At 62.7% G+C, this 26,320-nt stretch carries 25 protein-coding genes; 12 read left to right on the top strand and 13 right to left on the bottom strand.

Features of this window, described 5'->3' with window-relative positions:
* Positions 1-25 precede the first annotated feature (25 nt).
* Both yddG and AB4Z53_RS13635 read right to left on the bottom strand, forming a co-directional pair.
* Positions 26-916, bottom strand: a complete 891-nt coding sequence (gene yddG / locus AB4Z53_RS13640; protein ID WP_113538708.1) for an aromatic amino acid exporter YddG — start codon at positions 914-916, stop codon at positions 26-28.
* A gap of 98 nt (positions 917-1,014) precedes the next feature.
* The gene (locus AB4Z53_RS13635) at positions 1,015-1,791 is read right to left on the bottom strand and encodes a DUF3108 domain-containing protein (RefSeq protein WP_113538707.1); all 777 of its coding nucleotides are present in this window, start codon (positions 1,789-1,791) and stop codon (positions 1,015-1,017) included.
* A gap of 378 nt (positions 1,792-2,169) precedes the next feature.
* Here AB4Z53_RS13635 and rpmB point away from each other — a divergent pair, with 378 nt between their 5' ends.
* The gene (rpmB, locus tag AB4Z53_RS13630; protein ID WP_034806568.1) at positions 2,170-2,460 is read left to right on the top strand and encodes a 50S ribosomal protein L28; all 291 of its coding nucleotides are present in this window, start codon (positions 2,170-2,172) and stop codon (positions 2,458-2,460) included.
* A 171-nt stretch (positions 2,461-2,631) separates the two neighbouring features.
* A complete protein-coding gene (locus tag AB4Z53_RS13625; protein WP_113538706.1) occupies positions 2,632-3,276 on the top strand; it encodes a queuosine precursor transporter in 645 nt (214 codons plus the stop codon).
* 109 nt (positions 3,277-3,385) lie between these two features.
* Here the strand turns inward: AB4Z53_RS13625 and AB4Z53_RS13620 are convergent, their stop codons facing one another.
* The 4 genes from AB4Z53_RS13620 to AB4Z53_RS13605 form a co-directional block, all read right to left on the bottom strand.
* Entirely contained in the window at positions 3,386-4,390 is a 1,005-nt protein-coding gene (locus AB4Z53_RS13620) for an esterase-like activity of phytase family protein (protein WP_441596312.1), read from the bottom strand.
* 203 nt (positions 4,391-4,593) lie between these two features.
* Positions 4,594-6,489, bottom strand: coding sequence for a cobaltochelatase subunit CobT (gene cobT / locus AB4Z53_RS13615; protein WP_291152813.1), 1,896 nt, complete (start codon positions 6,487-6,489; stop codon positions 4,594-4,596).
* A 107-nt stretch (positions 6,490-6,596) separates the two neighbouring features.
* Positions 6,597-7,592, bottom strand: coding sequence for a cobaltochelatase subunit CobS (gene cobS, locus AB4Z53_RS13610; RefSeq protein WP_113538703.1), 996 nt, complete (start codon positions 7,590-7,592; stop codon positions 6,597-6,599).
* Between the two features lie 74 nt (positions 7,593-7,666).
* On the bottom strand, positions 7,667-8,302 hold the full coding sequence (locus tag AB4Z53_RS13605) for a DnaJ domain-containing protein (protein WP_441596311.1): 636 nt from the start codon (positions 8,300-8,302) through the stop codon (positions 7,667-7,669).
* Between the two features lie 147 nt (positions 8,303-8,449).
* Here AB4Z53_RS13605 and AB4Z53_RS13600 point away from each other — a divergent pair, with 147 nt between their 5' ends.
* On the top strand, positions 8,450-8,731 hold the full coding sequence (locus AB4Z53_RS13600) for a BolA family protein (RefSeq protein WP_113538701.1): 282 nt from the start codon (positions 8,450-8,452) through the stop codon (positions 8,729-8,731).
* A gap of 14 nt (positions 8,732-8,745) precedes the next feature.
* On the opposite strand, the gene AB4Z53_RS13595 is transcribed toward AB4Z53_RS13600, so the two are convergent.
* Genes AB4Z53_RS13595 through AB4Z53_RS13585 form a run of 3 tightly spaced genes read right to left on the bottom strand, consistent with a single transcriptional unit; the run spans position 8,746 to position 11,769 of the window.
* The gene (locus AB4Z53_RS13595; RefSeq protein WP_441596310.1) at positions 8,746-10,056 is read right to left on the bottom strand and encodes an HlyC/CorC family transporter; all 1,311 of its coding nucleotides are present in this window, start codon (positions 10,054-10,056) and stop codon (positions 8,746-8,748) included.
* A complete protein-coding gene (gene aroB / locus AB4Z53_RS13590; RefSeq protein WP_441596309.1) occupies positions 10,053-11,186 on the bottom strand; it encodes a 3-dehydroquinate synthase in 1,134 nt (377 codons plus the stop codon). The genes AB4Z53_RS13595 and aroB overlap by 4 nt, the downstream gene beginning before the upstream one ends.
* Positions 11,179-11,769 (bottom strand): shikimate kinase, encoded by a 591-nt coding sequence (locus AB4Z53_RS13585; RefSeq protein ID WP_113538698.1) that lies wholly within the window; start codon positions 11,767-11,769, stop codon positions 11,179-11,181. The genes aroB and AB4Z53_RS13585 overlap by 8 nt, the downstream gene beginning before the upstream one ends.
* 234 nt (positions 11,770-12,003) lie before the next feature.
* On the opposite strand from AB4Z53_RS13585, the gene AB4Z53_RS13580 reads away from it, so the two are divergent.
* The 5 genes from AB4Z53_RS13580 to AB4Z53_RS13560 all read left to right on the top strand — a co-directional run bounded on the left by AB4Z53_RS13580 (position 12,004) and on the right by AB4Z53_RS13560 (position 16,076).
* A complete protein-coding gene (locus tag AB4Z53_RS13580) occupies positions 12,004-12,153 on the top strand; it encodes a hypothetical protein (RefSeq protein WP_113538697.1) in 150 nt (49 codons plus the stop codon).
* Positions 12,150-13,106, top strand: a complete 957-nt coding sequence (gene xerD / locus AB4Z53_RS13575; protein WP_441596308.1) for a site-specific tyrosine recombinase XerD — start codon at positions 12,150-12,152, stop codon at positions 13,104-13,106. Before AB4Z53_RS13580 ends, xerD begins: the two co-directional genes overlap by 4 nt.
* A 64-nt stretch (positions 13,107-13,170) precedes the next feature.
* A complete protein-coding gene (locus AB4Z53_RS13570) occupies positions 13,171-14,124 on the top strand; it encodes an acetyl-CoA carboxylase carboxyltransferase subunit alpha (protein ID WP_223725407.1) in 954 nt (317 codons plus the stop codon).
* A 267-nt stretch (positions 14,125-14,391) separates the two neighbouring features.
* Positions 14,392-15,840 (top strand): L,D-transpeptidase family protein, encoded by a 1,449-nt coding sequence (locus AB4Z53_RS13565; RefSeq protein ID WP_441596307.1) that lies wholly within the window; start codon positions 14,392-14,394, stop codon positions 15,838-15,840.
* Positions 15,840-16,076, top strand: a complete 237-nt coding sequence (locus AB4Z53_RS13560; protein WP_223725409.1) for a sulfurtransferase TusA family protein — start codon at positions 15,840-15,842, stop codon at positions 16,074-16,076. Before AB4Z53_RS13565 ends, AB4Z53_RS13560 begins: the two co-directional genes overlap by 1 nt.
* A 148-nt stretch (positions 16,077-16,224) precedes the next feature.
* Here AB4Z53_RS13560 and AB4Z53_RS13555 read toward each other — a convergent pair whose 3' ends face one another.
* Both AB4Z53_RS13555 and AB4Z53_RS13550 read right to left on the bottom strand, forming a co-directional pair.
* Entirely contained in the window at positions 16,225-17,391 is a 1,167-nt protein-coding gene (locus tag AB4Z53_RS13555; RefSeq protein ID WP_441596306.1) for a CobW family GTP-binding protein, read from the bottom strand.
* A 12-nt stretch (positions 17,392-17,403) separates the two neighbouring features.
* Complete coding sequence (locus AB4Z53_RS13550) at positions 17,404-18,474, bottom strand: D-alanyl-D-alanine carboxypeptidase family protein (protein WP_441596329.1); 1,071 nt, start codon at positions 18,472-18,474, stop codon at positions 17,404-17,406.
* 202 nt (positions 18,475-18,676) lie between these two features.
* Here AB4Z53_RS13550 and AB4Z53_RS13545 point away from each other — a divergent pair, with 202 nt between their 5' ends.
* On the top strand, positions 18,677-19,840 hold the full coding sequence (locus AB4Z53_RS13545) for a M20 aminoacylase family protein (protein ID WP_441596305.1): 1,164 nt from the start codon (positions 18,677-18,679) through the stop codon (positions 19,838-19,840).
* Between the two features lie 19 nt (positions 19,841-19,859).
* On the top strand, positions 19,860-20,324 hold the full coding sequence (locus AB4Z53_RS13540; protein WP_034806518.1) for an Lrp/AsnC ligand binding domain-containing protein: 465 nt from the start codon (positions 19,860-19,862) through the stop codon (positions 20,322-20,324).
* A 66-nt stretch (positions 20,325-20,390) separates the two neighbouring features.
* Here AB4Z53_RS13540 and AB4Z53_RS13535 read toward each other — a convergent pair whose 3' ends face one another.
* A complete protein-coding gene (locus AB4Z53_RS13535; protein ID WP_441596304.1) occupies positions 20,391-21,443 on the bottom strand; it encodes an NAD(P)-dependent alcohol dehydrogenase in 1,053 nt (350 codons plus the stop codon).
* Positions 21,444-21,660: 217 nt separating this feature from the next.
* Here AB4Z53_RS13535 and AB4Z53_RS13530 point away from each other — a divergent pair, with 217 nt between their 5' ends.
* A complete protein-coding gene (locus AB4Z53_RS13530) occupies positions 21,661-22,599 on the top strand; it encodes an AraC family transcriptional regulator (RefSeq protein ID WP_113538688.1) in 939 nt (312 codons plus the stop codon).
* 53 nt (positions 22,600-22,652) lie between these two features.
* Here AB4Z53_RS13530 and AB4Z53_RS13525 read toward each other — a convergent pair whose 3' ends face one another.
* Positions 22,653-23,087, bottom strand: coding sequence for an Lrp/AsnC family transcriptional regulator (locus tag AB4Z53_RS13525; RefSeq protein WP_223725414.1), 435 nt, complete (start codon positions 23,085-23,087; stop codon positions 22,653-22,655).
* A gap of 126 nt (positions 23,088-23,213) precedes the next feature.
* Between AB4Z53_RS13525 and AB4Z53_RS13520 the strand changes: the two genes are divergently transcribed.
* Positions 23,214-26,270: an aminotransferase class III-fold pyridoxal phosphate-dependent enzyme gene (locus AB4Z53_RS13520; protein ID WP_441596303.1), complete on the top strand. Its 3,057-nt coding sequence runs from the start codon at positions 23,214-23,216 to the stop codon at positions 26,268-26,270.
* The last annotated feature ends 50 nt before the right edge of the window (positions 26,271-26,320 follow it).

The raw sequence follows: 26,320 nt of genomic DNA, 5'->3' as shown, positions 1-26,320 counted from the left end.
TCAAAGTGCGCGGTGCGCTCCAGCTCTACTCCGCCGGCTGCGCCGCCGCCGCACGCTTGCGGAAGATCATATCCTTGGCCGCCAGTAGGGCGCCGCCGGTGACGAACAGACAGGCGAGCCCGATGCGCCAGGACGGCTCGGCAAAACCGAACAGGATCAGGATCAGCGTCGAGAGCACGGGCGCCGCATAGCTGGCGACGCCCAGAAGCTGGATGTTGCCGTTTTTCACCCCGAAATCCCAGGCATAGAAGGCCGCACCGACCGGAAGCAGGCCGAGGCCGACGACCGCCAGCCATTCGAAGGTCGTCCCCGGCCAGACCGTCGTTTCGAGCGCCAGGTGGCAGACGAAGGACAGGATCGAGGTGGCGAGGCAAAATCCTGTCACGACATCCGTCGAGACCGCGTCGAAGCGGCGGGTGATGAGCGAATAGCCGGACCAGGTGAAAGCGCAGAGGAAGGCGGCGCCGTAGCCAAGCAGATAGGCATCGTCGAAGGCAACGCCATTGCGCGCCACGATCAGGATCGTGCCCAGGAGGCCAGCGAGTGCGCCGGCGAGATGATACCAGCGTAGTCGCTCGCCCGGCAGCAGCGCCGAGCCGACGACGATCAGCAGTGGCCAGAGATAGGCGATCAGCCCGGCCTCCACCGCCGGCGCGTTACGAAGCGCCGTGAAGTAGAGAAAGTGATAGCCGAACAAACCGGCAATACCCGTGATCCAGACCCTGGCGGGCTGCTTGAGCAGCGCCAGGCGCTCTGGCCGCATCGCCAGCACGATCAGGCCAGGCAGACTGCCGATCAGGAAGCAGATCGCCGAAAGCTGGAATGGCGGCATCTTGCCGGAGGCCGCCGTGAACAGAGCCAGCAGCGACCACATCAGGATAGCGGAAAAACCGATCAGAGTTGCCTTGAAATTCATAGTCGTCCCCTGGCGCGATTCCTCTGAACGGAAACCTGCGCCGATAAAAATCACCGTGCTTCGCGGTATTTAACCTTTTAGTTGAGCGCAGCCACGCGTCAACCACCAAATCGTGTCGCCGAGACCGTGACCGGCCCAAGCTTGGTGGGGATGCGGACATAGACGGGGGCATAGACGTTTACGGCTTGCGCCTTGGCAAACCAGATCTCCATCGTCTGCAGACGACGCAGATACTCGACATCCTCGCGGCCCTTCTTGTAGCCGGCCTTCGGAACGAAGCGGATGCCGCAGACAATCACCTCCCCCTCAAAGCCCTTGGTCTTGAAAGGCTTGGTCCCCTTCGGCGAAAGCTTGATATCGAGCCGCGACTCGCCGTCGAAGATTGGCAAGGTGTTGGGGCAGACACGCGCGTCGGCGGGAATGATGAGACCGGAGAGCGGATCGAGCACATTGCGCATGTCGCGCGACGTGACGGGCACCCAGTTCTTCGGCAAGGGCGTACGCTTTGGCGTCATGCTTGCATGCACAACGTTGCCGTTGCGATAGGTGACGCTGATCGTCCGCCCCTTGGAGCCGCTGCGATAGGACATCGAATACTGCGACGCCCGCAGGTGATCCTTGTCGACAACGCCCGAGACCCGAGTCTGGCCCGAGGTGCGGCTGAGGATATCGAGCAGCCCTGCGGACTTCAGCGTTCCCGAGATCGTGTAGCGATTCTTCTGAAGCTCGGTATGGAAGGAGGCGCGCGCAACCGGTAGACCGGCGAGCGAGATACTGTAATCCGTCTGATGTTCTACATCCGCGGCCGACGATGCTGTGGAAAACGAGACCGCTGACAGCAGGGCTGCCACGCGAAAGCCATTTCGCAACTTCATGCCTTCAAAAATCCATCGCTTGAATTTCGCCGCAATACCCTGAAATGCAGGCTCTTTGCGGCTTTTCTACGCCCGGTTCGCTGCCGCCGGTCGCCGGGCTGGCCTCTCCGCCGCCGCACGTCCTCGCGCAAGAAATAGCGCATAGCAAAAGCGCTTGGAATGGGTCCGGCGAGGCATTATTCTTGCGCCAACTCCGCCTCACATCTGAAGAACGGCCGGGAAAAACCGCGGTTTTCCGAGAATGCAAGAGGTTTGGCTTGACGGGCGGGCCGTCTCTGACTATAGAACCGCGACTTTCCAATAATGGCCTAGGAACGCGGCCTGGGCTCTGGGCCCGCTACCGCATTGTCCGGCGGCGATAAAGAGAATAGGTGTACCATGTCCCGTAGTTGCGAATTGACCGGCAAGGGCGTCCAGTCGGGCAACAATGTAAGCCACGCCAACAACAAGACCAAGCGCCGGTTCCTGCCGAACCTGTGCAACGTCACGCTGATTTCCGATGCTCTCGGCCAGCGCTACCGCCTGCGCGTTTCCGCAGCTGCTCTCCGCTCGGTTGAACACCGTGGCGGCCTCGACGCCTTCCTTCTGAAGTCGGACGAGAACGAGCTCAGCATGCGCGCTCGCCTGCTGCGTCGCCAGATCGTCAAGAAGGTTGCTGAAGCCGCCTGATCGGCGCCAGCGCATCGTCTTTGACACGCGTTTAAAAGGCTTGCGGGTTCATCCGGCAAGCCTTTTTCTCGTGCGCGCGTTTCTTAACCGACGCGCGCTTTTGCCTTCATCGGCCGGGTGCACTACCCTGCTTTCATCCCTCTAGCTGGTGGCATACCCCAGGATAAAAAAATGCTGATCAACCGTACGTTCTTCGTCTATGTCGCGCTGATGACCCTTGTGGTCGTCGCCTCGAATATCCTCGTTCAGTTTCCGCTGCCGGGATCGCTTGCCGGCATGCAACTTGGCGATCTTCTCACCTGGGGCGCCTTCAGCTATCCCTTCGCCTTCCTGGTGACCGACCTCACCAACCGCCAGTTCGGACCGCGCATCGCGCGCCGTGTGGTGGTCGCAGGCTTCATCGTCGCCATCCTGCTCTCCTTCGTCGCCGCCACGCCGCGCATCGCGATTGCTTCGGGCTCCGCCTTCCTGTTCGGCCAGCTCCTGGACATCTCCGTGTTCAACCGCCTGCGCCGCCAGAGCTGGTGGCATGCGCCCCTGGCCGGCTCACTGATCGGCTCGGCGCTCGATACTGCGATGTTCTTCTCCTTCGCCTTTGCGCCGTTCTTCGTGTTCTTCGGGCCGAACGACAGCTTCGCGCTGGAAACCGCACCGCTCCTCGGCGTACTCTCGGCCGAAGCGCCGCGCTGGATTTCCTGGGCGATCGGCGACTTGAGCGTCAAGATTCTCTGCGGCCTCGTCATGCTCCTGCCCTATGGCGCGCTGATGAGCGTGGTCAAGCCGATGCCGGCAGCAGAGGCCAAGGCATCCGCCTAAGCAAGGCCTGAAAAAATCGAGCCGATGATCGCGGTCGAACGACGGCGATCATCGGCTCTTTTCGTTTCAGGAGTTGGGTCGCTCGGCCCTTAGGCGAAACAGGGATTGCTTACTGCGTCAGCGCGGTCGTGAGCCGGAACTCCAGCATCAGGTTGCGCTCCAGGATCGAATGGTTGTCGTCCGAAACGACGATGATCCGAACTTCGCCGTCCGGCTGCACGACGACGTCGAGCCCTTCCATATTGTCGATCTGGTGGCGCATGTCGGCCTCGACGATGACTTCGCCATCGACCACGGCGCCGGGCTTGATCGTGTCGCCGGCGATGCGCCGGATCTGCATGCCGAGGCCAGAACCGAACGAGAAGCGCCGCTCCAGGAGCAGCAGGTCGCCGTTCGGCAGGAATGCGCCGTCGGTCACCGCATAGGGATCCCTGCGCACGACGGCAAAGGCGCCACGCTGCGGCCCGTCGAGAATGCCTGCCAGCAGATTGCCAGCCTTGTCGACGCTGCGCTCCGCGACCGCGATCGTAGCACCGGCCAAGGGGCTTTCCTTTGGCGCGACCGCGATGGTTTCGATGCCGCCGTTGTTGCGCAGTTCCTTGATCGGAAACGGCAACGGCAGGCTCCCGATCGGCGTCGATGTCGCAAAGCCCGGGTCCGGGTAAATATCGATGCGGTGCGCCTGCTCGTAGCTGACGACCACCTGGCCTGCCCGCAGCGCCAGTCCTTCCGAATCCACCTTCCACTTCGCCAGACCGACGTCGCCGCTGCGGTCGGCCATCGGCGTGGCAACAAGATCCGTCAGACCGGACAGCCGGCCGTCCGCATCGCGGATCACAGCGCCCTCAAGCCAATGGCCGGTGTCCATGATCGCGATGAACGATGCTCCATCCGGCCGAAAACGGATCGCCGACATGGCGCCGAACAGCGCGTTTGGCGAGGTCATTTCCAGTCCGCCGACAAACTCCAGCGCACCGAACCGGGTGGCGCTCGATCCGACTGCGAAACTGCTGATCTGGCGGCTGCGGATCGGCAGGGTCTCGCTGTTCGAGGCGGCCCATGCCGAGCCGGTCGACGCCAGGAGCAGGAGGGCTAGAAGTCCGCGGCCAAGCATGGGGAGAGGTACCTTCAAGGAAAAGCATGGGAATGAAACGGAACACGACCGCGAAAGGCACCCGCCACGGCGCACCGAGATCATCGCTTGCCGCTTGGTAGACTGTAAAACTTTGTCCGTAAATTGACTTCGGCCCAAGGCAGGAACGTGCTGACGCCGACCGGCGTTCGAAAGCGGCAAATGCCACCTCCGAACGGAATGGATTATCCGGCGCGACGCAGACGCGAAGAACCGCGGCGCTGGCTTTCATCCTCGAAGAGTGCGGCCAGCTGTTCGGTCATGGCACCGGCAAGTTCGTCGGCATCGACGATGGTCACGGCACGGCGATAGTAGCGCGTCACGTCGTGGCCGATACCGATCGCCAGGAGCTCCACCGGCGAGCGGGTTTCGATCTGTTCGATCACCGCACGCAGATGCCGCTCCAGATAGTTTCCGGGGTTCACCGAAAGCGTCGAGTCGTCGACCGGCGCACCGTCTGAGATCATCATCAGGATGCGGCGCTGCTCGCGGCGGGCCATCAGCCGCTCATGCGCCCACATCAGCGCCTCGCCGTCGATGTTTTCCTTGAGCAGGCCCTCGCGCATCATCAGGCCGAGGTTCCGGCGCGCCCGGCGCCACGGCGCGTCGGCGGACTTGTAGATGATATGACGCAGATCGTTGAGGCGGCCCGGCGCCTGCGGCTTGCCGCCGGCGAGCCACTTCTCGCGCGACTGTCCGCCCTTCCACGCCTTGGTGGTAAAGCCTAGAATCTCCACCTTGACGCCGCAACGCTCGAGCGTGCGCGCCAGGATGTCGGCACAGGTGGCGGCAACCGTAATCGGACGACCGCGCATCGAGCCGGAATTGTCGATCAGCAGCGTCACCACCGTGTCGCGGAAGTTGGTGTCTTTCTCGCGCTTGAAGGAAAGCGGTTGCATCGGGTCGATGATGATGCGCTGCAGGCGCGCCGTATCGAGATAGCCCTCTTCGAGATCGAACTCCCACGAACGGTTCTGCTGCGCCATCAGCCGGCGCTGCAGGCGGTTGGCGAGGCGCCCCACCGCGCCCTGGAGATGGGCAAGCTGCTTGTCGAGGAAGGCGCGCAGCCGGTCGAGCTCGGCTTCGTCGCAAAGCTCTTCCGAAGCAGTCGTTTCATCGAACTCACGGGTGAAGACGGCGTAGTCGACCTTCTCGTTGAAGTCGGCAAAGGGCTGGTTCGGGCGCTTGACCTCGCCCGGCGTCTCGCTGTCCTCGTCGCCTTCGTCCTGGAGATCGTCGTCGGAGATCTCCGCGCCGTCCATCTCGCCTTCTTCCATCTGCTCTTCGGCAGCCTGGTTTTCATCGGCGGGGGCGGCATCGTCGCCGGCTTCCTCGTCGCTGGCGTTCTCGTCCTGCTCCTGGCTGCGCGGCTGGTCTTCGTCAGTCTCGCTTTCCTGCTCGTCCGGCTCGATGTCGTCGTCGCCATACTTCTCGGCGACGTCCATCGACGTCAGTATGTCGCGCACGACGCGGGCAAAGGCCTGCTGGTCGTTGATCGTCGACGACAGGTTCTTGATGTCGCCGGCGGCCTTGTCCTCGATGAACTCGCGCCAGAGGTCGAGCACCTTGCCGGCCGAAGCGGGCGGCTTCTCGCCGGTGAGCTTCTCACGCACCAGAAGCGCCACGGCTTCGCCGAGCGGTGCGTCCGCCTGGCGCTCGATCGTTGCGAAATTCGCCTTGGCGTATTTCTCCTCGAGCATGACGTTCAGGTTCTTGGCGACACCCGCCATGCGCAGCGAACCGATCGCTTCGACACGCGCCTGTTCCACCGCGTCGAAGATCGCGCGGGCATCCGCCCCTTGCGGCGACATCGTCGCGTGGATGCGCGCGTCGTGGCAGGCCTTGCGCAGCGCCATGCTGTCGCCGAGGCCGCGCGTGACGGCAAGTTCCTGCAGCGTCGGCCGCTTCGAAATCTCCGGCAGGCGGATGCGCTCGCCGGTCATGCCCGGCCGCTCATTGGCGAAGGCGACTTCCACTTCGGCATCGCCCGCGATCGATCGGATGCAGCCGGAAAGCGCCCGCTTGAACGGTTCCGCAGCATTCTCGCGCGTGGTTGGCTTTGCCTTCGAGTTCGAGCTCACGACAGTTCCTTCTTCAGCCAGAGGCGATGACGCCCAGGCAGAGCGTCATCGAGTTTGCCACAGCGTCATGGCCCGCCCTCCCCTTAAGAGGAAGACGGACAATGGGATCAGGCGGTAGCTTCGAGCACGATGTTGGCAGCGCTTTCCTTCAGCTCGATGCCGAAGGCGCGCTGGTAATGCTCGGCGACCAGCGCCCGTTCCAGCTCGTCGCACTTGTTGAGGAAGGTCACGCGGAAGGCGAAGGCGATATCGCCGAAGATATGGGCGTTCTCGGCCCAGGTGATGACCGTACGTGGGCTCATGACGGTCGACAGATCGCCATTGATGAAGGCGGCGCGCGTGAGATCAGCGACACGCACCATCTTGGAAACCGTTTCGCGGCCCTTGTCGGCGGTGAAGCCCTTGACCTTGGCGGCGACGATGTCGACTTCCTTGTCATGCGGCAGGTAGTTGAGCGTCGTGACGATCGACCAGCGGTCCATCTGTGCCTGGTTGATCTGCTGCGTGCCGTGATAGAGGCCGGTCGTGTCGCCGAGGCCGACGGTGTTGGCGGTCGCAAACAAGCGGAAGGCCGGGTGCGGACGGATGACGCGGCTCTGGTCGAGCAGCGTCAGGCGGCCGGAGGACTCCAGAACGCGCTGAATGACGAACATCACGTCCGGACGGCCGGCGTCGTATTCGTCGAAGACGAGCGCAACATTGTGCTGGTAGGCCCAGGGCAGGATGCCGTCCTTGAATTCGGTGATCTGCAGGCCGTCCTTGACGACGATCGCGTCCTTGCCGACGAGGTCGATACGGCTGACGTGGCTATCGAGGTTGACGCGCACGCACGGCCAGTTGAGGCGGGCTGCGACCTGCTCGATATGGGTGGATTTGCCGGTGCCGTGATAGCCCGACACCATCACGCGTCGGTTGTGGGCAAAGCCTGCGAGAATGGCGAGCGTCGTTTCGCGGTCGAAGAGGTAGTCCGGATCGAGGTCCGGTACATAGGCGTCGCCCTTCGAATAGGCAGGAACGCGCAAATCCGTATCAATGCCGAAAACCTCCCGGACAGAAACAGTCGTATCGGGGAGGTTGGAAATGTCGAGGTCAATCTTGCTCATCATGTCTCCAGAGCGGCCGCCGGACGGCACCCGCGCATTCGCCTGCAAAAGTGCTTCTGTAATAATCCGCGTTGTTAGCAGAAGCCAGCCTGTTTTAACAATTGGTAGGCTTGAATAACGGCGCGAAAACGCTCTTCCGATCCTCTGTCTCCGCCATTGGCATCCGGGTGATGCTTTTTGACGAGATCCTTGTAGGCAGCCTTGATGTCGGCGGTCGTCGCCGAGGCGGTAAGGCCGAGCGTATCGAAGGCCTTCGCCTCGAGCGTCTTCAACTTGCGCTGGCGTGGCTCCGGCCGGCCGGCGCGCGAGCGCGCCTCGCTGACAAAGCCAAAGGGATCACGCATGCGCGCCTGGGCTCCCGCAGTACCGGATCGGGTCTGCGATTGGGTCGGGTCGTTCTTGGCGTTCTTGTTGACGCCGACGGTCCAGGTCGGACGGTGCCCGGTGATCGCTTCCTTCTGGTAGCGGGCGACCTCGCTGTCGGAGAGGCCGGAGAAGAAGTTATAGCCCTTGTTGTATTCCTTCACGTGCTCGAAGCAGAACATGAAGTACTGCCCCTCGGCGTTGCGACCGACCGGCGCCCGGTGCACACCCTTCTGATCGCAGCCGTCCCACTGGCAGACGGGAGCCGCCGGCTCCGCCTGCGGCTCGACCTTGCGCCGGGTTCGAATGCGATCGAAGTATTTTGAATCGAGTCTCATGGCGCTCATTATGGGGTTTGGCCGAGGCCACAACAAGAATTGACAAAGCGGAATGTTGCTGGCTTTGTGCGGGCATTTTGCGCCGCCAGACCAGCGATTGCCGGGTACTGCGATCTGCGAGGGGGCGTCAAGCAAACAGCAAATTGGGACGGAAGAATGTCGCTCACGGAAACGATCGAAAAGAAGCTGATCGAAGCCTTTCATCCGGAGAGACTGGCGGTCATCAATGAGAGCCACATGCATGCCGGTCACCAGCCGGGTTTCGATGGCGGTGGCGAAACGCACATGCGGGTCCGCATCGTTTCGAGTGCCTTCACCGGCATGAGCCGCGTCGCCCGTCACCGCGCTATCAACGACCTGCTGAAGTCGGAACTCGATGCCGGCCTGCACGCCCTTGCCGTCGAGCCGGCCGCCCCTGGCGAAGCGACCCGCTGGTAGCGTCAGGCCGCCGATCAGCCAGAAGGAGCGGCACCGTCTTCCGCCGGACGGATGCGCAGCTTGGTGATCCGGTTCTTCACCCGCTTCATCACGATGAAGCGCTTGCCGTGGAAGGTGAAGGCCTGGCGCTCCTCCGGAATGCTCTTCGACTCGTGGATCACCAGACCGGCGACCGTCGTCGCCTCTTCATCCGGCAATGACCAGTCGAGCGCCCGGTTGAGGTCGCGGATCGGCACCGAGCCGTCGACGACGATCGAACCGTCGGCCTCCTGCCGCACACCCTGGATATCGAGGTCGTGCTCGTCGGCGATATCGCCGACGATCTCCTCCAGAATGTCTTCCAGCGTCACCAGCCCCTGAACCTGACCATACTCGTCGACGACGATCGCCAGATGCAGCTTGCGACGCAGGAACGCGTTGAGCTGATCCTTGAGGTTGGTCGTGTCGGGCACGAACCAGGGCTTCTGGGCGATCTTGACGATATCAAGGTTCTCAGGCTCGACGTTCGGCTCCGCGAGTGCTCGCAGCAAATCCTTGGAATGCACGACGCCGATGATGTTGTCGGTCGAGCCGCGCCAGAGCGGCAGTCGCGTAAAAGGGCTTTCGAGAATGTCGCGAACGCAGATCTCCGGCGGCTCATCGGCGTTAATCGCCCGCATGCTGGTACGGTGGATCATGATGTCGGAAATCTCGAGTTCGCCGAGATCGAGCACGCCACCCAACCGGTCGCGGTCGGCCTTGATCACCGAACCCTCGCGGTGCAGCAGGTCCACAGCGCCACGCAGCTCCTCATGCGCCGAGAGCATCGACATATTGGCCGCGTGGTTGATACCGAAGGTGTTGAGCAGGCGCCGAACGATCCCGTTGACGAGGCTTGAAACCGGCCCAACGATCACGACGAAAAGGCGAACGAGCGGCGCCACCGCAATCGCGAAGCGGTCAGGCGAGGCGATCGCCCAGCTCTTCGGCAGCACTTCCGAGAAGATGACGAGCAGCACGGTCATGACAAGCGTCGCTATCGTCACGCCGGAGTTGCCGAAAAGGCCGATCAACAGGCTGGTCGTCAGCGACGAGGCGAGGATGTTGACGAGATTGTTGCCGATCAACAGCGCGCCGATGAGCCGGTCGCGCCGTTCGATCAGCCGGTTGACGATGCCGGCGCGCGCCTCGCCGTTATTCTCCAGCGTGTGCATGCGCGAGCGCGACGCGGCCGTCAGCGCCGTTTCCGACCCGGAAAAGAAGGCAGAAAGCAGAAGCAGGCAGAAGACCGAAAGGATCGACAGCCAGTGCTCAGCCAGAAAGGCAATGAAGGCTTCGCCGGTCATTGCGGATGTTTTTCCCTCAGGAAGCTTAGAACCTCGGACGCCGGAACGTCATCGGCAACGAAGGACTGTCCGATGCCCTTGGTCAGAATGAAGGTGAGCTTGCCGCCCTTGACCTTCTTGTCCTGGGCGATCGCATCCATCAGCCTTTCGGCCGGCGGCAATGCGCCCGGGATTTCCGACATCCGTGTCGGCAGACCCACGGTCTTCAGATGCGCCTCGACGCGCGCAGCGTCGTCGGGGCTTGCAAGGTTCATGCGCGCCGAGAACTGGTGCGCCAGCACCATGCCGATTGAAACGCCCTCGCCATGCACCAGGCGAGTGCTGTCGTATTCGGTCGCCGCCTCCAGCGCGTGGCCGAAGGTGTGGCCGAGATTGAGCAGCGCCCGCAAACCGTTCTCGCGCTCGTCCGCCGCCACTACGTCTGCCTTTGCCTGGCAGCTGACCGCGATCGCCTCGATGCGGGCAGCCCCGCCGGCAAAGACCGCCTGCCAGTTCTTCTCGAGCCAGGAGAAGAACTCCGGCTTGTCGATCAGACCGTATTTAGCGACTTCCGCATAACCGGCGCGGAACTCGCGCTGGCTCAGCGTGTCGAGCACGTCCGTGTCGGCGAGGACGAGATCCGGCTGGTGGAAGACGCCGATCAGGTTCTTGCCGTGCGGGGAATTGATGCCGGTCTTGCCGCCGACGGAGGAATCGACTTGCGCAAGGAGTGAGGTCGGGATCTGGATGAAGCGTGAACCGCGCCGCACGATGCCGGCCGCGAAACCGGTGAGATCGCCGATGACGCCGCCGCCAAGGGCGATCACCGCATCGTTGCGCTCGATCCGGGCGCCGAGCACGGTCTCGCAAACCGGGATCAGGTGCTCGAAGCTCTTGGTCTTCTCACCGGCGGGCAGTACGAGCGACACCGCATCGATGTCACGCTCCTTCAGGCTCGCCATCAGCGCCTCGAGGTAGCGCGGCGCCACGTTCTCGTCGGTGATCACGGCCATCTTGCGCCCCTTGAGGCGGGCGGCGATCTCCTGGCCGGCGGCGGCAATCAGCCCGGGGCCGATCAGGATGTCATAGGAACGATCGCCGAGATCGACGCGGACCTTGCGTTCGGCAGCGGGCAGCGCATGGCTATTCATGGTTCTTCTTGTCCTGGTATTCGATGACGGCGGCGAGAACTTCTTCCACCATCGTCTCTTTCTTCACATCACGCGACAGCACGGTCAGATCCGCTTCCGAATAGATCGGGTAGCGCGCATTCATCAGGTTTTCGAGCGTCTGCTTGGGATTTTCCGTCTTCAGGAGCGGCCGGGTATCGCGCTTGTTGACCCGCTCCCAAAGCACGTCGAGCTCGGCGTTGAGCCAGACCGTCAGACCGCCCTTCTTGATCTGTCGGCGCGAACGCTCGTTGATATAGGCACCGCCGCCGGTCGAGACCACGCGCGGCCCGCTGCGCAGCAGGCGCTTCAAGACCCGCGTTTCGAGTGCCCGGAACTCCTCCTCGCCGTAGCGGGCGAAGAGATCCGTGATCGTCATGCGAGAGACACGCTCGATCTCATGGTCGGAATCGACGAAGGGAATGCCGAGCGCCTGGGCCGTCAATCTTCCGATCGCCGACTTTCCGGCACCCATGAGGCCGATGAACACGAGATTGCGTTTACCGAGTACAAGCTTCGCCCGCTCGGCAAGCGTTGCGGAAACCGGTTCGATCACGTCGTTCATTGGACTTCTTATTCCCCATTCCCTTTCGGTATCGACAAATCGGGGTGTAGCGTCAAGTCGTCGCGCGCGTCCGCTCACGGTTCTTGAACTCGGCCGAAGTGGCGTTCATATAGGTCTGGCACCCGCCGTGCGCCGCGCGTTCACTCGAACCCGTGAAACGCACTGGCCGTTTGAACACCTGCATGCGTATCTTGCGTCCGCGTCGCACGAAGGGCACATGCAGAGGAGATTGAGATGCCGACCCTATTCCGGTTCCTGTTCTTCTGCGCCGTTATCGCCGGAATAGTGTATGGCACGATGGTCTCTCTCGTCACCTTCGTCGATCCGGTAGAGCGCGACGTGACCGTGAAAATCCCGTCCGAGCGGGTGAACAAGACCCAATGAGCGATCTTTCCGCAGCCCATGTCGAGGCCTTTCTCGAAATGATGAGTGCCGAACGCGGCGCTGCGGTCAACACGTTGCAATCCTATGAGCGCGACCTGGAGGATGCTTCTTCGCACCTGCGCACGCTCGGAGCCGGTCTGACGGGGGCGACGCCAGACGATCTTCGCAGCTACCTCGCTCATCTCGCCAGCCAGGGCTTCAAGCCTTCGTCGCAGGCGCGACGGCTGTCGGCGCTCCGGCAATTCTACAAGTTCCTCTACGCCGAAGGTATGCGCAGCGACGATCCTACCGGCATTCTCGACGCGCCCAAAAAAGGACGCAGCCTGCCGAAGACGTTAAGCGTCGACGATGTCTCGCGGCTGATCGGCCAAGCGGAAACCGAAGCTTCAGCCGGCGGGCCTGACCGGCTCGCCAGGCTGCGCATGCATGCGCTGATCGAACTGCTCTATGCAACCGGCATGCGCGTCAGCGAACTCGTGTCCCTGCCGGCAAGTGTGCTGGCGCAGAACGGCCGCTTCCTGGTCATTCGCGGCAAAGGCAACAAGGAGCGGCTCGTTCCACTCTCCCACGCCGCGATCCGCGCGATGCGGGCCTATGGCGAAACGCTCGCCGAGGAAGTGGCCAAGGAGGACGTGGGCAACCGCGAAAGCCCGTGGCTCTTCCCCTCCTCCGGCAAGCAGGGCTTCCTGCCGCGCCAGGTCTTTGCGCGGGATCTGAAATCACTCGCAGCTCGGGCCGGCGTAAGGGTCGCCACGATCTCTCCGCACGTGCTGCGGCATGCCTTCGCCAGCCACCTGCTCGCCAATGGCGCCGACCTTCGCGCGGTGCAGGAACTGCTGGGACATTCGGACATTTCAACGACACAAATCTATACGCATGTGCTGGAAGAACGGCTGCACAACCTCGTGCAAAACCATCACCCTCTTGCCAAACAGGCGAAAAAACAGGATTAGGACCGCCGGGCAGGCTGGTTTCGGCCCGCAGACCCTTGTCGCAAAATGATCGGAAACGCATCTCATGCACAACTATCTCGATTTCGAAAAGCCCATCTCCGACCTCGAAGGCAAGATTCTCGAATTGAAGAAGCTCGCCGGCGAAGACGAGAGCGTGAACACTTCGGATGAGATCGAACGCCTGGAGACGCGCGTCCGCGACGCGATGGTCGAGATCTACGCCAAGCTGACGCCCTGGCAGAAGACCCAGGTCGCCCGTCACCCTCAGCGCCCGCACTTCCTGGATTATGCCGCCGAGCTCTTCACCGAGTTCACGCCGCTTGCCGGCGATCGCAACTTCGCCAACGACGACGCCATTCAGGCCGGCCTTGCGCGGTTCCGCGGCATGCCGGTCGCCGTTCTTGGCCAGGAGAAGGGCAACGACACGAAGTCGCGCATCAAGCACAATTTCGGCAGCCCTCGCCCCGAAGGCTACCGCAAGGCAATCCGCGTCATGGAAATGGCCGATCGCTTCGGCCTGCCGCTGATCACGCTGGTTGATACTGCAGGCGCCTATCCGGGTGTTAACGCCGAGGAACGCGGCCAGGCGGAAGCCATCGCCCGCTCGACCGAGATGTGCCTGAACGTCCGCGTGCCGATCGTCACCGTCGTCATCGGCGAAGGCGGCTCCGGCGGCGCGATTGCGATTGCCACCGGCAACCGCGTCTACATGCTGGAACATGCGATCTACAGCGTCATCTCGCCGGAAGGTGCAGCCTCGATCCTCTGGCGCGATTCGACCCGCGCCAAGGAGGCCGCCAGCAACATGAAGATCACGTCGGAAGACCTGAAGGCGCTCGGCGTCATCGACGGCATCATTCAGGAGCCGGTCGGCGGCGCGCACCGCGACCCGGAAGCAGTCATCGGCCGTACCGGAACCGTGATCGCCGACGCGCTGAAGGAACTTTCCGGACGCAATGGCGACCAGTTGCGCACGGATCGCCGACAAAAGTACCTCAATATCGGCCGCAACCTCTAAGTCGGAGCGGGATGCGGGCGGAAATCCCGCGCCCTCTATCTCTATCCGCCCGGATCGGGCGCGATTGCGGGAGCAAATTTCGCAACTGCAAAGCGGAGTGTGGCCAAATCTTGGCCATATTCATGAGGTCATGAACAGCGCATCGGCAGGCGTCCCCTGCAGGGTTAAGAATTCGTGAAGTATAATCGCTTAGTGATTCTCTGAAGAGCCCACCCCTCGCGGACTTGGGCTTTCCTAGTCGAGTTGGGTTTGAACGGGCCTCTGCTGATGCGTTTCAGGAACCTTGTAGCCTCCGCCGCCATTGTCGCCGCACTTGCCGGTTGCACCAATGAAACGCTGGATACGACGACGTCAGTCGACATCAAGTCCGTCAAGAACAAGACCGACTACCAGCTTTCTGCCCCGATGATCAGAAAGATGAGCGAACTCGGGATGCAGAAGCAGGCCCCGATCGCGCTGCGCATCTTCAAGGAGGAAGGCACGCTCGAAGTCTGGAAGGCCAACACCGCCAACCGCTTCCAACTCCTGAAGACCTATAAGATCTGCGCCTGGTCCGGCAAGCTCGGGCCAAAGGTAAAGGAAGGCGACCGCCAGGCGCCGGAAGGCTTCTACCCGCTCTTCCCGCACCAGATGAACCCCAATTCGAACTATTACCTGGCGATCAACACCGGCTACCCCAACGCCTTCGACAAGGCGAACGGCCGACAGGGCACGCACCTGATGATCCACGGCGCCTGCTCGTCGTCGGGCTGCTACTCGATGACCGACGAGCAGATGATCGAGATTTTCGCGCTCGCGAGGGATAGCTTCAAGGGTGGTCAGGAAAGCGTTCAGCTGCAGGCCTTCCCCTTCCGCATGACCGCGGAAAACATGGCGCGCCATCGCAACAATCCGAACATCGATTTCTGGAAGATGCTGAAGGTCGGCTACGACCAGTTCGAGGTCACCAAGCGCCCGCCTGAAGTCAACGTCTGCGAGAAGAAGTACGTCTTCAACCAGCAGGCCTCCGGCCCGTTCAACCCGAGCGGCCAGTGCCCGGCCATGTCGACGCCGCCGGCGTTGCAGGTCGCCATGTCGACCTTCGAAAAGAGCTACCAGACCGACTACGACAAGGCGATGAAGAAGTATGATGGCATGGTCTGGTACGAGCCGAGCGAGGCCGAGCGCAAGGCGATCGTCGCCAAGCAGCGCGTCGGCCGCGAACTCGCGTATGCGCCGACCGGCAACTCGCTTGACGCTGGCAAGATGATGAAGGCGAGCGATCTCGAGAAGAAGCTCGCCGATCAAAAGGAAGCGGAAGAGACCAAGCAGGCCGTCGAGATCCAGAAGAAGGAACTCGAAAAGGCAACCGACGGCGGCAAGCACGTGCCCGTCCCGGCTGCCAATCCCGTTCCGCAGCCAGTGATGCAGGCAGCCATCGAGCAGCCCAAGAAGTCCTTCTGGAGCCTGTTCTCCAAGAGCGAGCCTGAGCTTCAGATGCCTGCTCCGGTCATCATCACACCGGATCAGGCAGCAAATGCACAGCAGGCCGCCGTGCCGCCACAGGCTCAGGAGCCGGCAAAGGCCGAGAAGCAGGCGCGAGCCGCAGCGACCGCCGCTCCGCAGCAGACCGCGGCCGTTGCAACGGCACCCGCGCCCGATGCGGCTGCGGAAACGCCTGTGCTCACCGAAGAGCCGCCGAAGAAGCGCCCGTTCTGGAAGATCTGGGGCAATTGATGCCGGACGAACAAAAGATCGTCTACGACCTGAGGGGGCTTAAATGCCCCCTTCCCGTTTTGAAGACGCGCAAGCGCATGAGCACGCTGGCGCCGGGCGCGTTGCTGGAGATCGAGACGACAGATCCTCTGGCGGTGATCGACATCCCGCATTTCTGCAACGAGGACGGCCACAAGCTCGTGGAAGCGGCTCCCGCCGACGGCGGCCATCGGTTTCTCATCCGCAAGGGTGCCTGAGACGCACCAAGCCCGCAACGCGGCTTGGCTTGTGTTATGTGAGCGCGACTCCGGGCGGAAAACGCTTCGCACTTTTCCTGGAGCTTGCTTCAAACCTAAATCGCAACTCCGGACGGAAAACCGCTTCGCGCTTTTCCTGGAGCTTGCTTTAAAACCGCATGCCGGGCACGGCGAGTGGGTTGTCCGAAAGCGCCTGGGCGTCCGGCCGGTCGATGCGTGGCTTGCCGGTGAAGGCGTCGAAGAGGTCGCGGACGAAGGCCTCTTCCAACCCTTTGGTGATCAGCACCATGCGCGTGCGCCGATCATTCGGGTCCGGCCAGGCGGCGAGCCGCTCCGGCGTATGGAAGACGTTCTGCACCCCATGCAGCACCAGCGGCCGGTCCGGCCTGTCGGCAACCGCGACGATCGCCTTCATCCGAAGCAGCTTCTCGCCATGCGCCGAGCGCAGGAGATCGATAAACATGTCGAGCGCCATCGGCTCGATCGGACGGTCGTGCACGATGCTGAAGGAACGGATGTCGCCGCCATGTCGCGTCACATCATGGTGCTGATGACGATCGTGACCATGGTGATGATCGTGGCCGTGGTGATGGTCCCCGTGATCGTGGTCACCGTGGTCGTGATGATGATGGTCGTGGTGCGCCTCGTCCTGCAGCCAGCGCCCCACATCGGCGATCTTTGACGACGGATCGTAGAGCCCGCAGTCGAACAGCTCGGCGCGTCCCGCCTCGGCGCTGTCGCCATCGATCAGCGGCGCACGCGGATTGAGCGCGCGGATTCGCGCCGTCAACTCGTCGTGTTGGGCAGCGTCGGCGAGACCGGTCTTGCTGATGACGATGCGGTCGGCGACGGCAACCTGCTTCAAGGCTTCTTCGTGGTTTGCAATCGTCTGCAGGCCGTTCACGGCGTCGACAACGGTGACGACTCCGTCCAGCCGAAAATTCTGCGCGATGATAGGATTGCCGATCACCGACTGCAGCACCGGCGCCGGATCGGCAAGGCCGGTCGTTTCGATGACGACGCGCTTCAGCGGCTTGATCTTGCCGGTCTGCATGCGATCCATGAGATCGGCGAGCGTATCGACCAGTTCGCCACGCACCGTGCAGCAGAGGCAGCCGTCGGAGAGCTCGATGACACCGTCGCTGGAGGCTTCCACCAGCAGATGATCGATCGAGACATCGCCGAACTCGTTGATGATGACGGCCGTGTCCGAGAGATCGGGGTCCTTCAGCAGCCGGTTGAGCAATGTCGTCTTGCCCGCACCGAGAAAGCCGGTGAGGATCGAGACCGGCACCGCCGGCAAGGGGCTAACCATCATGAACTCCGATCAGAATGTCGGCCGCGGCACGGGGATCGGCACATTGACGGCGTCACCTTGCGCGGTCTCTTCGGCGACGACCTTCGGCGCCTTCTCCCCGCTGCCGGCAATGAGGCCGGCAAAGGCGAGCTTCAGCGGCCRGTTGATTTCGTGGATATAGGGCGACAGCAGTTTCTGCCGTCCAGCCTCGTCGCGGCCTTCGCTGCGCACCTTGGCGGCCGCCTTCGAGCAGATCTGCTTGCTGACATCGGCCACCATGTCGCGCGTTTCGCCATAGGCCGGAATCTGTACCAGCGATGGCTTGCCGTTGCCGCTCGTCGTCAGCGCCATCTGCAACAGACGCGCGGATTCGTCGGTACGCGCGCCGAGGCTATCTTCGCCGAGCACGACCGATACGACGCTGCGGCCGTCACGGGTGGCTGACGATACCTGGTTGAAGCCGGAGGCGCAGATGAAGCCGGTCTTCATGCCGTCAGCGCCTTCGAAGCGGCCGATCAGCTTGTTGTAGTTCGGATAGTCCTTCTTGCCGGTGGTAATGCCCTCCAGCGAGAAATAGGAGGCGTATTGTGGGAATTCACGTTTCAGCGTGATTGCCAGCACCGCGAGATCGCGGGCCGTCGTGTACTGGCCGGCACCGGGCAATCCGTTGGGATTGATGAAGTTGGACGAGGTCATGCCGATGCGGCGCGCCTCAGCGTTCATGCGCTCGATGAAGGCGGGCTCGGAACCACCGACCGTCTCGGCAATCGCGACGGCGATGTCGTTCGCCGATTTGACCAGCATCATCTTCAACGCACTGTCGAGCGTCATTGCCTGGCCGGGCTTGTAGAACATCTTGCTCGGCGGCTCGGCCGCCGCATTCTTGGTCATGATGACGGGGCTCTCGAGCGTCAGCTGCCCCGACTTGATCGCGCGGAAAGTCGTATAGGCCGTCATCAGCTTGGTCAGCGATGCCGGATACCATTTCTGGAAGATATCCTGATGCTCGTAGACCTTCAGCGAATTGACGTCGACGACGAGCCTCGGATTGGCCGCAGCCGGCAGCGCCGCAAGGAGCGTCGCGCAAGTCGCCGCCGTCACTCCCAGCGCCTTTACCTTGCCACGCGTGAAAAATCCTGCTGTCACCACGATAGGACCTCAAAAATCCGCTGTTGCCTCGTCTCGTCCGGCTATTTAGCCTATATGGCGAGGAGATGGCAAAGCCCATTCACAGGGCCCGGTGCCAATCCACCGCAGAGACGCAGATACAATTAGTAATCGAACAGACCGACAGGACGAACCGATGCCGATACTCAACCGTGCCGCCGAGCTCCAGAACGAAGTCACCGAATGGCGGCGCCACCTGCACAAGAACCCCGAGCTCCTGTTCGCGGTGGAGAATACGGCAGCCTTCGTCGAAAAGAAACTGAAGGAATTCGGCGTTGACGAAGTCGTGACGGGCCTCGGCCGCACCGGCGTCGTCGGCCTGATCCGCGGCAATCTCGGCGCGGGCCGCACCATCGGTCTTCGCGCCGACATGGATGCGCTGCCGATCACCGAGACCAGCGGCAAGCCCTGGGCGTCTGAGACATCCGGCAAGATGCATGCCTGCGGCCATGACGGACATACCGCCATGCTGCTCGGTGCTGCGAAGTATCTCGCCGAGACCCGCAATTTCGCCGGCAGCGTCGCGGTCATCTTCCAGCCCGCCGAAGAAGGCGGCGGCGGCGGCAACGAGATGGTCAAGGACGGCATGATGGAGCGCTTCGCCATCGCGGAAGTCTACGGCATGCACAACATGCCGGGCATGGCCATCGGCCAGTTCGGCAGCCGCGTCGGCCCGATCATGGCCTCGACCGATGAATTCACCATCACCATCAAGGGCCGCGGCGGCCATGCGGCGCAGCCGCACAGGACGATCGACCCGATCATCGTCGGCACCCAGATCGTGACGGCGCTGCAGACGATCGCGTCCCGCACTGTCGATCCGCTCGCCTCGGTCGTCGTCTCCGTCACCAAGTTCAACGCCGGCTTCGCCCATAACGTCATTCCGGAGGACGCCGTTCTCGGCGGCACCGTGCGCACCCTCGTGCCCGAAGTGCGCGACATCGGCGAGAGCCGCATCCGCACGATCGCCGAGGGGGTTGCCCAGATCTACGGCGCGACCGTTACCGTCCAGTACAACCGCAACTATCCGGTGACCGTGAACCATGCCGAAGAAACCGGTTATGCGCTCAAGGCCGCAGCCGAGATTGCCGGGACAAGCAACGTCAAGCCGTCGCTCGATCCGATGATGGGCGGCGAGGACTTCTCCTACATGCTGCTCGCGCGTCCCGGCGCCTTCGTCTTCATGGGCAACGGCGACACCGCCGGGCTGCACCACCCCGCCTACGACTTCAATGACGAGGCGATCCCGCACGGCATCTCCTACTGGGTGAAGCTCGCGGAAACGCGACTTGCCGCCTGAGGCATCGGTGGGAGGAACCATGCATCAGATCGACAAGATTGACCGTAGAATTCTCAACATCCTCCAGGCGGATGGACGCATCACCAACCTGGAGCTTGCCGATCGTATCGGCCTGTCGCCGACGGCGACCAGCGAGCGGTTGCGCCGACTGTTGAAGGAGGGATACGTCTCGGGTTTCGGCGCGCGGCTCGATCCGCAGAAGCTCGGCTTCGGCCTGCTGGTGTTCATCGAGGTCATGCTCGACAAGACGACGCCCGATGTCTTCGATCAGTTTGCCGCCGCCGTCAAACAGGCGCCGGCCGTGCTCGAATGCCACATGGTGGCGGGCGGCTTCGACTATCTGGTCAAGACCCGCTTCGAGGACATGGCGGCCTACCGCAACTTCCTCGGCCAGGTGCTCTGGACGCTTCCGGGCGTCAAGGAGACCCGCACCTATGCTGTCATGGAGGAGATCAAGAACGACGGACCGTTGCCGCTCGTGTGAGCCTCTGCCGCAGAAAAATAAGAACGGCCCGGGATCCGCTCAGATCCCGGGCCGCCTGCATTCAACTTAGGCGGCGTCCTGCAACGACGCCATGTCGATCACGAAGCGGTAGCGCACGTCGCTCTTGACGACGCGTTCATAGGCTTCGTTGATCTCCTGGATGCGGATCGTTTCGATTTCCGAGACGATGTTGTGCTCGCCGCAGAAGTCGAGCATCTCCTGGGTTTCCTTGATCGAACCGATCATCGAGCCGGAAATGCTGCGGCGGGCCGGCACCAGCGCAAACGCATGCACCGGCACTGCGTTTTCCGGAATGCCGACCAACACGAAATCGCCATCGACCTTCAACAGGCTGACATAGGCGTTCCAGTCGATCTCGGCCGCAACCGTGCAGATGATCAGGTCGAACGTGCCTGCCAGCGCCTTGAAGGTCTCGGGGTCGTTGGTCGCGTAGTAGTGATCGGCGCCGAGCTTCAGCCCGTCTTCCTTCTTGGAAAGCGTCTGGCTGAGAACCGTTACGTCGGCGCCCATGGCATGCGCCAGCTTGACGCCCATATGGCCAAGACCGCCCATGCCGACGATCGCGACCTTCTTGCCGGGACCTGCCTTCCAGTGGCGCAGCGGCGAATAGAGCGTGATGCCGGCGCACAGCAGCGGCGCGGCAGCGTCGAGCGGCAAGTTTTCCGGGATCGACAGAACGTAGCCTTCCTTGACGACGATGCTGTCGGAATAGCCGCCCTGGGTCGGCGTCTTGCCGTCGGCTTCGACGCCGTTATAGGTCGCGATCAGCCCGGGCATGTAGTGTTCCAGGTCCAGGTCGCGCGTGGCGCAGGTGGTACAGGAATCGACGAAGCAGCCGACGCCGGCACGATCGCCGACCTTGAACGTGGTGACCTTGGGGCCGACCGCCGTCACGATGCCGACGATCTCGTGGCCGGGGACCATCGGGAAGGCCGAATTGCCCCATTCATTGCGGGCCTGGTGAATATCCGAATGGCAGACGCCGCAATACTTGATCTCGATCACCACATCGTCGTCGCGCGGTTCGCGACGCTCGAAGGTGAAAGGCGTAAGCGGCTTCGATGCATCGGTCGCCGCATATCCTCTTGCAATGGCCATCAGTCTGTCCTCATTTTGGGAAAGGGTGCAGGTCCGGAGGGAGCCCGGCCTGACGCACCCGGACTATGGCGGTACGGACGCCGCAAGCGTTAGAGCGATCCTGCAAAGTTTTTGCACGATCCTGCGAGAATGAGATAAGGCCACTGGAGATGGAACATGTGCGCCTTATCTGATCATCACCTCAGACACTGCTAAGCCGCTGGAAAGACCGTAGATTATGACAATCACGCGACAAACCGCCCGCCACGAGATGATCGATATCATTGCCCGGTTCGCCGAAAAGGACGGCGACCACATGACCGGTATTTCCGGCCTGAGCGTCCATCGCCATGGCGGCGAGGCGCCGGTCAATTGCTCTGCTTACCGGCCGAGCCTGGCGATTATCGTGCAGGGCGCAAAGCGCGTGGTTCTCGGGGAGGAGACGCTGATTTACGGCGCTTCCGACTATCTCCTGACCTCGATCGACCTGCCGGTTCTCTCGCAGGTCTGCCAGTCCTCGGCGGAAGAGCCCTATCTCAGCATGGCCTTCACGCTCGACCCCGGCAAGATCCAGGCACTGCTGGCCTCGCTCAGCCAGTGGCCGGCGCCCACGGCCTCACCCCGCGGCATGACGGTCAGCAAGATCACCACCGATCTCGAAGACGCGACCCTTCGGCTCCTGCGCCTGGTTGAGCGGCCGGATGACGTCCCGGCGCTGCTGCCGCTGATCGAGCAGGAAATCCTCTACCGCCTGCTGACCGGACCGCACGGTCACCGCCTCAGGCAGATGGCGACCACCGACAGCCAGCCGCATCAGGTGGGGCGCGCCGTCGCCTGGCTGAAGGAACACTACTCGCGGCCGCTCCGGATCGACGACCTTGCCAACCGCGTGTCGATGAGCGTCTCGTCGCTGCACCATCACTTCAAGGCGATCACCGCCATGAGTCCGCTGCAATACCAGAAGCAGCTTCGGCTGCAGGAGGCGCGCCGGCTGATGCTGGAGGAGAGCCTCGACGCCGGCGACGCCGGCCATCAGGTCGGCTACGAAAGCCAGTCGCAGTTCAGCCGCGAATATTCCCGGCATTTTGGAGAGCCGCCGATGCGCGACATCGGCCGCGTGCGCCGCTCGCTGCTCGAACGCTTCGCTGGTGAAACGGAAATGCTCAGCGAAGGCTGAAGCGATTCCGTTCAATATCACCTTGGTATCGGGCAACCAGTATCCCGAGGCTATCAGCTCCGCTCGATATCCCGTCGGAGCACGATCGAGGTCGTCAGGTCCTCGACATTCTCCATCGTCGCCACTTCGTTGCGAAGCTCGTTGAGTGCATTGATCGATCCGACTTCGACCTCGACGACGAGATCCAACTGGCCACTGACGGATGACACCTTGCGGACGGCGGAAACACCGGCGAGCCGGTCGAGCACGCCGATCGATGGCGTGCGCTTCAGGGTCACCAGCAGGAAAGCGTGGATGGTGCCTTCGTCCAGCTGACCGATATCCGCGCGATAGCCCCTGATGATACCCGCCTTCTCCAGCCGGCTCACCCGCTCCGTCGTTGCGCTTCGGGAAAGTCCGATCCTGCCCGCCAGCGACTTCATCGGGATGCGCGCCTCGCGCGTCAGGATGCTGAGGATGGTGCGGTCGATCGCGTCTATGTCGTTCAAGTTTCGTCCTCCGGCCGCGCCGACAAGATGACGGTTATTATAAACAAAGTGCCGGTGCAACCGGCATATTGCCGGATGCATCGTGGCACAGCCCGTGTAAATCTCCTGGTCGAGATGAGGATCCCCATGAACGATATGCTGACGACCACGCCTGACTTTTCGACCGAAGCGGCAGCCGCGCTGCTGAAGGAGCACTACGGCCTCTCGGGCGCGCTCTCACTGCTTGCCAGCGAACGCGACCAGAACTTCAAGGTCGAGGCTGACGACGGCAGCACCTCTATCCTGAAGATCATCAATGCCGCCGAGCCTGAAGTCGAAAGCGATTTCCAGACGGCGCTGCTGAAGCATGTCGGCACCCATGCCGCCGATCTGCCTGTGCCACATATTCGTCCGACATTGACCGGAGCGAGCCTCGCTTCGACGACCAGTGCCCGCGGCGTCACCCATCGTCTGCGGCTCGTGAGCTGGGTCGAGGGCCTGCCGCTTGCCGAAACCGGGCGTAGCGACGCAGCGCTACAGTCGCTTGGGCAGATGCTCGGCCGCTTCGATGCTTCGCTCAAGGGATTCATGCATCCGGGCGCGCTGCGCGACCTCGACTGGGATATCCGCCATGCCGGCCGCTCGGCCGATCGGCTGCATCATGTCGCCTCCGCCGACGATCGCGCGCTGCTCGAACGCTTCCTCACCCGCTTCGAAGAAACCGTAGCGCCGCGGCTTGCCACGCTTCGCGCCGCCGTCATCCACAACGATGCCAACGACTGGAACGTGCTGGTTGCCAAGGCCGATCATGACCACATCTCCGGCCTGATCGATTTCGGCGACGCGCTGCATGCACCCGTGATTGCCGAGGTGGCTATCGCTTCTGCCTATGCCGGGCTCGACCATCCCGATCCGATCGGCGCCGCCGCCGCGATCGCCCGCGGCTTCCATGCGGAGTATCCGCTGGCGGAAGAAGAGGTCGACCTCCTATTCGATCTCATCGCCATGCGCCTCGTCACGTCGGTGACGATCTCGGCGTCCCGCCGCGCCCATACCGACGACAATCCCTATCTGGCGATCAGCGAACGCCCGGCCTGGACGCTGCTGCGCAAGCTCGACCGGATGAACCCGCGTTTTGCCACCGCCATCCTGCGCAAGGCCTGCGGCTTCGAGGCAACCCCCGGCGCACACGCGATTGCCGCCTGGATCCGAGAGAACCGCAAGACGCTGAAACCGCTGCTCGCACGCCCGGCCGCCACCTACCCGGCAGCGCTCGTTCCTTATGGYGACCCGCAGCATCCGATGACGGTGAAATCCGCAGGCGAACAGCCGGATGAGGCCCAGGCGATCTGGGAAGACTATTGCCGCGCGCATGGCGTCGAGCTTGGCATCGGCCCCTTTGGCGAAGAACGTACCGTCTATGCCGGCGAAATGTTCGTCTCGCGCTTCATCGACCACACCCGCCGCACCCGCCATCTCGGCCTCGATCTGTTCATGGCCGCCGGCACCAAGCTCTACACCCCGCTTGCGGCGACCGTGGTCAGCGTCGAGATCGAGAAAGACCCGCTCGGCTATGGCTGCCTGATAGCACTTCGCCACCAGCCGGAGGGCTGCCCACCCTTCGTCACGCTCTGGGGCCATATGGCGCACGAAGCCATGGGACGCATCAAGGCCGGTGACAGGCTTGTGGCCGGCGCGCTCGTGGGCGAAATGGGGGCTCCGAAGGAGAACGGCGGTTGGGCGCCGCATCTGCATCTGCAGCTTTCGGCCGACACCAGCCTCTCTGCGACCGAAATCCTCGGCGTCGGCGAACCGCAGTTTCTCGACGTCTGGGCCGAACTCTTCCCGGATGCGCGCACCTTTGCCGGCATTGCCGAGGAGTTCTTCGAGAAGAAAGGCCGCTCGCACGAGGAGATCGTCAGAAGGCGCAAGGAATTGCTCTTGCCGAACCTTTCGATCTCCTACGACAAGCCGATCAAGTTCGTGCGCGGCGAAGGCGTGTGGCTGATCGACGACAGCGGCCGCGCCTATCTCGATTGCTTCAACAATGTCTGCCACATCGGCCACGCCCATCCGGCTGTCGTCGAGGCAATGGCCAGACAGGCGGCGATCCTCAACACCAACACCCGCTACCTTCACGACAACATCGTCGCCTATGCCGAGCGGCTGACGGCAACGCTGCCGAAGGAATTGACGGTCGCCGGTTTCGTCAACAGCGGCTCGGAAGCCAATAGCCTGGCGCTACGGCTGATGCGTGCCCATACCGGCCGCGAGAACGCGATCACGCTCGACTGGTCCTATCACGGCACGACACAGGAGCTGATCGACATCAGCCCCTACAAGTTCCGCCGCAAGGGCGGCAAGGGTCCGAAGCCGCATGTGCACGTGGCGACCATTCCCGACAGCTATCATGCACCGGCGGACTGGCCGGCCGAGGAACACGGTAAGCGCTTCGCCGAAAGCGTCGCCGAGCTGATCCAGGGGATGAAGGCCAAGGGCGAAGGTCCGGGCTTCTTCATCGCGGAATCGATCCCGAGCGTCGCAGGCCAGGTGTTCCTGCCGGAGGGCTACCTGAAGGAAGTCTATCGGCTCGTACGCGAGGCCGGCGGCGTCTGCATCGCCGACGAAGTGCAGGTTGGTTTCGGCCGCGTCGGCAGCCATTGGTGGGCCTTCGAGACACAAGGCGTCGTGCCTGACATCGTCACCATGGGCAAGCCGATCGGCGACGGCCATCCGCTCGCCGCCGTCGTCACGACCCGCGAAGTCACCGACAACTTCAACAACGGCATGGAATACTTCAACACCTTCGGCGGCAACCCGGTCTCCTGCGCCGTCGGCCTCGCCGTGCTCGACGTGATCGAGGGCCAGGATCTGCGCGGCAATGCGCTTTCGGTCGGCAACTATCTGATGGATGCCTTCCGCGCCATGCAGGCCCGCTACGAAGTGATCGGCGACGTACGCGGCATGGGCCTGTTCCTCGGCATCGAACTCGTGACCGACCGCAAGACCAAGGCGCCCGCGACCGAATTCGCCCGCGCCGTCTCCAACGGAGCCCGCCGCCGCGGCGTGCTGATGGGCACCGAAGGTCCGCATGACAACATTCTGAAAATGCGTCCGCCGATGATCTTCTCGAAACGCGATGCGGACCATCTCATCGCCGTCCTCGAAGAGACCTTCGCCGACGTGGCAAGCAGACTCGGCTAAGGCCGGAGCGAATACAGCAAAACGACAGCCGATTGGCCGGGATGTGGACG

This window comes from Ensifer sp. 2TAB8, from assembly GCF_052115125.1.
Taxonomy (GTDB): Bacteria; Pseudomonadota; Alphaproteobacteria; order Rhizobiales; family Rhizobiaceae; genus Ensifer.
This window is presented reverse-complemented; position numbering and strand designations above follow the sequence as displayed.

Bases quoted from the DNA above. Each gene is read 5' to 3' on its own strand.
- yddG (WP_113538708.1), bottom strand. From the start codon at position 916: ATGAATTTCAAGGCAACTCTGATCGGTTTTTCCGCTATCCTGATGTGG.
- AB4Z53_RS13635 (WP_113538707.1), bottom strand. From the start codon at position 1,791: ATGAAGTTGCGAAATGGCTTTCGCGTGGCAGCCCTGCTGTCAGCGGTC.
- rpmB (WP_034806568.1), top strand. From the start codon at position 2,170: ATGTCCCGTAGTTGCGAATTGACCGGCAAGGGCGTCCAGTCGGGCAAC.
- AB4Z53_RS13625 (WP_113538706.1), top strand. From the start codon at position 2,632: ATGCTGATCAACCGTACGTTCTTCGTCTATGTCGCGCTGATGACCCTT.
- AB4Z53_RS13620 (WP_441596312.1), bottom strand. From the start codon at position 4,390: ATGCTTGGCCGCGGACTTCTAGCCCTCCTGCTCCTGGCGTCGACCGGC.
- cobS (WP_113538703.1), bottom strand. From the start codon at position 7,592: ATGAGCAAGATTGACCTCGACATTTCCAACCTCCCCGATACGACTGTT.
- AB4Z53_RS13605 (WP_441596311.1), bottom strand. From the start codon at position 8,302: ATGAGCGCCATGAGACTCGATTCAAAATACTTCGATCGCATTCGAACC.
- AB4Z53_RS13600 (WP_113538701.1), top strand. From the start codon at position 8,450: ATGTCGCTCACGGAAACGATCGAAAAGAAGCTGATCGAAGCCTTTCAT.
- AB4Z53_RS13595 (WP_441596310.1), bottom strand. From the start codon at position 10,056: ATGACCGGCGAAGCCTTCATTGCCTTTCTGGCTGAGCACTGGCTGTCG.
- aroB (WP_441596309.1), bottom strand. From the start codon at position 11,186: ATGAATAGCCATGCGCTGCCCGCTGCCGAACGCAAGGTCCGCGTCGAT.
- AB4Z53_RS13585 (WP_113538698.1), bottom strand. From the start codon at position 11,769: ATGAACGACGTGATCGAACCGGTTTCCGCAACGCTTGCCGAGCGGGCG.
- AB4Z53_RS13580 (WP_113538697.1), top strand. From the start codon at position 12,004: ATGCCGACCCTATTCCGGTTCCTGTTCTTCTGCGCCGTTATCGCCGGA.
- xerD (WP_441596308.1), top strand. From the start codon at position 12,150: ATGAGCGATCTTTCCGCAGCCCATGTCGAGGCCTTTCTCGAAATGATG.
- AB4Z53_RS13570 (WP_223725407.1), top strand. From the start codon at position 13,171: ATGCACAACTATCTCGATTTCGAAAAGCCCATCTCCGACCTCGAAGGC.
- AB4Z53_RS13565 (WP_441596307.1), top strand. From the start codon at position 14,392: ATGCGTTTCAGGAACCTTGTAGCCTCCGCCGCCATTGTCGCCGCACTT.
- AB4Z53_RS13560 (WP_223725409.1), top strand. From the start codon at position 15,840: ATGCCGGACGAACAAAAGATCGTCTACGACCTGAGGGGGCTTAAATGC.
- AB4Z53_RS13555 (WP_441596306.1), bottom strand. From the start codon at position 17,391: ATGGTTAGCCCCTTGCCGGCGGTGCCGGTCTCGATCCTCACCGGCTTT.
- AB4Z53_RS13545 (WP_441596305.1), top strand. From the start codon at position 18,677: ATGCCGATACTCAACCGTGCCGCCGAGCTCCAGAACGAAGTCACCGAA.
- AB4Z53_RS13540 (WP_034806518.1), top strand. From the start codon at position 19,860: ATGCATCAGATCGACAAGATTGACCGTAGAATTCTCAACATCCTCCAG.
- AB4Z53_RS13535 (WP_441596304.1), bottom strand. From the start codon at position 21,443: ATGGCCATTGCAAGAGGATATGCGGCGACCGATGCATCGAAGCCGCTT.
- AB4Z53_RS13530 (WP_113538688.1), top strand. From the start codon at position 21,661: ATGACAATCACGCGACAAACCGCCCGCCACGAGATGATCGATATCATT.